This window comes from Ignavibacteria bacterium (genome assembly GCA_017302895.1).
In the GTDB taxonomy this organism is placed as follows: Bacteria; Bacteroidota; Ignavibacteria; order Ignavibacteriales; family Ignavibacteriaceae; genus UTCHB3.
In genome coordinates this window covers 502283-508499 of record JAFLBV010000003.1, presented here as the reverse complement: position 1 = coordinate 508499, position 6217 = coordinate 502283, and the positions used below count along the sequence as shown (strand labels likewise).

The following is a 6217-nucleotide window of genomic DNA, read 5'->3' as shown; positions in this document are numbered from 1 at the left end:
TTTTATACGATAATATGTCACTTGGCCTTGGCTCATCATTTTCAATTTAATTGATATGAATAAATTTTAAATAAATTATTGACATTTTTTGTTTATAACGTTTATACATTTCCTTAACAGTTACTATCAAACCACCTTTTATTCTAATAGTCTACCTTCAATAAAATACAATTTAATAGAATCTAATTGATTATTTTGTATATTTTAAAAATAAAACAAAAATAAGGATCAGCTTATATCCGATAACAAATCATTCAACACATTGAAAAGATCCTTTTATGAAATCCACAATTTTATATCTAAATCAAATTAGCATTTGTGGGATTGTAATTTAAGTTGATCTGCTTATTTGCTGAGATCAATCCATCCATCCATTTTACTATATCCCAAAACTCGACAGATGAAGCCAGCTTTTTCATTCATTTTAGCCTTCTTATAGTGAGCGATAAAAATTTATCTCATTTTTATAATATATGACCAAAGTATGAAACGAATATATATGTTTTTATTCTTGAGAAGTTCCGTAAAATAGACAATATAGTTTTTATTCAAAATTTTTAATTTTTTATTCAGAGCCTATTGCAGCTTCTATTATTTCTATATTTCATCGAAATGATCAGCCAATAAAGCTAATAATTTTTATTTTTTCTTCCAATATATTGCCAATTCTAAAGCTTAATTAAAGTATTATTTCAAACTTTAATCTTCTAGCACATTAGATTTAACTTAAGGTGCAAAGAAGTATTCTAAACCTGCCAATTATATCGGCTGCTCTATCATCATTTCCAAAAATAAAATAAGTTTAATCAATTTCATTGCCATTTTGGGTTCAAATATTGCTTGGACGAATAGTTAACACCTGATTGATCTTACACGATCATAAAGAAATAATTATAATTTTTTTCTTTAAGATTAATTCTGAAATATTTACTTATAATAAGGCAAATACTCTTTACATATAAATTACAGGCATTGTTGGAGGGTTTTTGGGGTTCGAACATTTATAGAAGTATACTCAATATTTCTAAAGTGACATGCCATTGGCTACCAATTTTTATGCTCCCAATTTGGAATTTAGTAATAGTTTAACTATCTTGCTGCCTTTTACTTTTTTGAAATAAACTATTCACAAATCCCTTTAACTATGTCTTCATCAACTCTTAGATTAATCATCGTCGATTTAGGGTAAGCTTGTTATTCATAGTTCTCTTTATCAGATTAGTCAGCTTCAATCTAAACGCGAGAATCTTTGTTTATCATTTAAGAAAATATTATTATTTATAAAATCAACGAGGCTTTATATCGGAGACATTTATTATCTTAATTGGTATTGCCATTTAAACGCCTTTGAATTTGTTGGTTTCAAAAGCAGCTGTCTCTTTTTTTCTTTAAAACAATCCTCTTTTGCTTCTATTTATATTGTTTGGCTTTCTGCATAGCTTAGGTTTGTTAGTGATTGAGGATGACTTTATTTAATTCTAATTAACAAATTTATCATAGTTAACTTTCAAATAATTAGTTTTTTCTTATTTTTAATTCCGCGTTGTGTTGAATCGAGGAGAGCCAAGATTGACATCCGAGATGTTGAGATGGAGCGTACTTTAAGTAGGCTTTAAGTATTTGCTGCTCATTTAATTGTTTTCGTTATTCCACTCCCTCGGACTATTCACAAATTTGAGTCTTTGCTGATTAATTATTTTATTTTTAATGTGAGATGAATTAATCCTACAAGTCCGTTTACCACTATTACTAAACCCACTCGGCCCAACTTGTAAGGAATACCGATTCTATTTTATTGCCGTTATGCTAACATTACAAAATGGGTATTACGCATTATTTGTGTCTTATTTTTGCACATTTTCTTTGTTGTTTATTATGTCTTGGTTCCTATTTGACTTTAACAATATTTTATAAGGAGTTTGTTTATTTGTTTAAACTTCATGCTTCTTTTAGTTTTACTATTTTAATTACATTATTTATTGTTATTTTTATCTTATAATATCCTTTAATCTATCAATTTCTTATTGGTGCATTTCCTTCATTATTTATTGCTCTTATTTTAAGCTTATCAATATTTATTGTAAAGATTTTTTAAAACATGTCAAATAGTCCAGACTATCAGATTCGAAAGAACTTATTATCTCTTGTAACACCTTTTTGATTTGAGTTTACATCAGTTAAAAATCTCAATTATTGTAATTAAGCAATTAATGATAAATGAGTATATATGCAAATTATATATAAAACTAAAGTAATTAACACAGATAAATATTAAAATATTATTAAGTAAAAATTCACATTACCGCCTGTTTTCTCTTAAAGACCGTCAATTTCTTCTCTAGAATGTTTTCCACAATAGAGTTTCTCTTCTTACCAAATCCTTTATTTTCAATAGGTATTTTACTAGTTGTGTACTGTTTATCGAAGCTGCTTGGCTGATTATTTAGTTTTCCTGATGAATTTGTTCTCAATATTCTATGAGAATTTTGTCGAGCTGATTGGAGACTTTTTTAACTTATATGGTTTATTCCATCTAGTTCGATGATCGATCCTTTGGCTACTGAAATAGGAATGCTTTTCTTTGAGGCACTTCTATTTGATTTCAAACTACTCATTAACTATTTTTTAGATAAATCTCGATTAAGGATAGAAGCTGTAGGCAAGTTATGATGACTATTCGATCGGAATTTAAGTCTAGAAATTAATTGTTTTGATGAGGATTTTCTACTTAGCTCCACTGAGGTTTTTTATTTTTTCTATAATTTTTAAACAGGTTTGTAAATCTAGTTTATTGTCCTTAAATTCTAATTATTGTGTATAATATTTGCAATATTGAAAGTTTTTACTGATTTAAACTTTGACTGAATAGCATCGTGAACAAAATTATCTCTTGAAGTAGCAGGCTTTTTAGAAAATGAAGTTCTACTTGATGAAGGATGAATACTTTTACTTTTTTCTCTTTTTGATTTTTATTATCTTGATATTGTCTAGTTACCTCCTGTCTTTTCATTAGTTTTTTCATTTGATATTGTATTTTTGATAGTTGCGTACTTTCTTTACTTTATAGAGTGATTTGAACCATATATTATATCTTTTAATCCAGTTACTTCATCATTTTTAGTATTAAGTTTTGGGTTGAATTTTATCTTTTTGAAACCGAAAGCATTTTATTTTTATTTTTTATTCTATTCTTATTTTTTGAAGTTATTTTATTTTCGCTTTTTTTGTTTTTTTAAGAATTCTTAAAATTTCTTTTATCCAGAATAATAAGAACCTTTAAAATTATTTTAGATTTTTACTTTTTTAAGTGCTTTCCCTATTTTTTAGCATACATCTCTTAATATGAGTGAGTCATTGGAATGTTCTAGATCATTTAGCATGGTGCTGTATCTAGATTTTTTTGTGTATTCTGAATCTTAGAAAGAAGAAAAACTTTTATGAGTAGTCAAAGAGATTCCTTGTTATTTTTTCAAAACGGATTTAATTTTCTTATAATCAACATCTTTGAGGCGACCATAATATTTGGCCATGATAGGTTCGACCCCGCGATCATTCCATGTAGGCAGATCGCGATGAAACTTATAATACTAACTAAGCATTTCTATTTTTTTTGGATACTATTAATGCTTATACTATCGCTTGAGATACTCTTATGAATCATCATAATAATTATTATCTTGGAATTGGATGTATGCGGGTGAGATGGCCTCATCCAGAATTTCATCGACTTATTTCCCGTAATAGAAATTCTGAGTTGATGAATACTTTCCATACAATGAATGCGATATGAGAGATGTGTATTATTTTACATTTTCGGAGCAGAGAAAGCAGTTACTTGATTGCATATTTTTACTCATCTGTTATTCTAACTTATATTTTATTATGCGTTATATGTTATTTATATATATTCTAACTTATTATTAAAAACATAAAACCATTTGTAATCCTCGCCCTCTGCCACCAACCCTTTTTTCATAGGATTATTAAAGATATAGCTCGCAAATGTTACAAATTCATCGTTGTTTCTTACAGTCTTGTCGAAGGATTCATGTTGCCAAATTTTTCTTTTGCACTGATGGGCTGTGTAACTCTTTATGCTGTGCATTATTTCAGAAAGGGAAAATTCCGAATCGTCATTTTTAGGATGCGGAATTATAAGAAGGTGTATATGATCCGGCATCACAACTGCCGTCAGGAGATCGTATTTTTTATCATCGAGGAATTTTATCGCTGAAAGCACAATGTCTCTTTCCTCAGGCGACAAAATGACACCCATCGAACAGTGTGAGGTAACGAAATAACAAGTGCGGGTGGATTGATAGTGAGGGAGTTTCCTTCGTGTAAAATTCAAGTCTTTAACCGGTTCGAAATTCGATTTCATGCTTTGTATGAATATGGTTTAAGTTAAATAAATTTCTGCATTTCCATTTTGTTGGTCGATAGGACAATCGGGACGATTGTCGCTCCTATCCCTGTGATTTTGTTGGTCGATAGGACAATCGGGACGATTGTCACTCCTGTCCCTGTGATTTTGTTGGTCGATAGGACAATCGGGACGATTGTCGCTCCTATCCCTGTGATTTTGTTGATCGGTAAGACAATCGAGACGATTGTCGCTCCTGTCCCTGAGATTGAGTTTTTCGATTGGACAATCGGGACGATTGTCGCTCCTTTTCCGAAGCTAAAGATTGACCATAAATAAAAAAGGGGCGAATATCATTTCTGACATCGCCCCTAAATTTTTCAGCCTTCGCTATTCAGCCCTCAGCCTTCAAATATTCAGCCCTCAGTTTTCAAACCTTCTTCTTCGGTCTGTAGAGATGGACACTTTCGCCGAAGAAAACTTCTGCAGCTTCCATTACGGTTTCTGAAAGTGTCGGATGAGGATGAATTGTCATTTTAAGGTCGGTAACATTTGCTCCCATCTCGATGGCAAGTGTGCCTTCAGCGATGAGTTCTCCTGCACCGGGACCACAAATTCCCACTCCGAGAATTCTCTGAGTATCAGGATCAACGATTAGCTTTGTGACGCCATCGAATCTGTCCAATGTTGTCGCTCTGCCTGATGCTGCCCACGGGAACTTAGCAACTTCGTGCTTAATTCCTTTTTCACGGGCTTCAGTTTCTGTGATACCTGCCCATGCAATTTCGGGATCAGTGAAAACCACGGCAGGAATTGCCGCAGGTTCGAATGCCACACGGTGACCCGCGATAGCCTCTACCGCCACACGGGCTTCGTGAGAGGCTTTGTGAGCAAGCATTGGATCACCAGCAATATCACCAATTGCATAAATATACTGGTCAGTGGTCTTCAAGGTGTTATCAACTTTGATATGTCCACGGGGTGTAAGTTCAACTTTTGTGGTCTCCAGACCGAGTCCTGCGGTATTTGGTCTTCTTCCGATTGATGCAAGCACATAATCGTAGAATTCCACTCTGTCTGCACCTGTTTTGTCCTGAATTGTAACATTTATGCCGTTTTCGACAGGTTCAAGTTTCATCACTCTTGACTCAAGCATAATTGCTTCGAACTTTTTCTTCAACATCTGAGAGAGGAAGTTCACCATGTCACGGTCGGCACCGGGCAGAAGTCCGTTTGTCATCTCCACAACAGAAACCTTTGTCCCGAGTGCTGCATATACTGACCCAAGCTCAAGACCGATGTATCCGCCACCGATTACAAGCATCTTTTCAGGAATTGCAGGAAGATCGAGCGCGGAAGTGGAATTCAACAGCCTGTTGCTCTGGATATTAAATGCAGGAATTGTTATGATTTCAGAACCAATGGCAATAATCGCTTTTTCGAAGTGAATCTCATCCTTGCCACCGTCGTTCAGATCGACTTTTACCGAGCGGGAAGATGTAAATGTAGCCCTTCCCTGAACAAAATTGATCTTGCGCTGTTTGGCGAGCTGACCAAGTCCACCCGTCATTTTAGCAACTACTCTGTTTTTGAAATCCCGAAGCTGATCGAGGTTGATTTTTGGTTCACCAAAATCGATACCCCAGTGCTTCGCTTCTTTTGTTTCATTAATCAGTTTTGCGACATGAAGAAGTGCTTTAGAAGGAATACAACCTCTGAAGAGACACACTCCTCCGGGATTTTTATCCAAATCCACCAAAGTAACTTCCATACCCATATCTGCAGCAGCGAAAGCAGCAGCATATCCACCGGGTCCGGCACCAATCACCAATAATTGTGTTTTTATCATCGCAA

General features: G+C 33.5%; 3 protein-coding genes. 1 reads left to right on the top strand and 2 read right to left on the bottom strand.

Annotated features, from left to right (window positions below):
- Positions 1-3898: 3898 nt before the first annotated feature.
- Positions 3899-4381 (bottom strand): transposase, encoded by a 483-nt coding sequence (locus J0L60_14315; protein MBN8547304.1) that lies wholly within the window; start codon positions 4379-4381, stop codon positions 3899-3901.
- A gap of 102 nt (positions 4382-4483) precedes the next feature.
- Between J0L60_14315 and J0L60_14310 the strand changes: the two genes are divergently transcribed.
- A complete protein-coding gene (locus J0L60_14310) occupies positions 4484-4702 on the top strand; it encodes a hypothetical protein (GenBank protein ID MBN8547303.1) in 219 nt (72 codons plus the stop codon).
- A gap of 91 nt (positions 4703-4793) precedes the next feature.
- Here J0L60_14310 and lpdA read toward each other — a convergent pair whose 3' ends face one another.
- Complete coding sequence (gene lpdA / locus J0L60_14305; GenBank protein ID MBN8547302.1) at positions 4794-6212, bottom strand: dihydrolipoyl dehydrogenase; 1419 nt, start codon at positions 6210-6212, stop codon at positions 4794-4796.
- Positions 6213-6217: the final 5 nt, after the last annotated feature.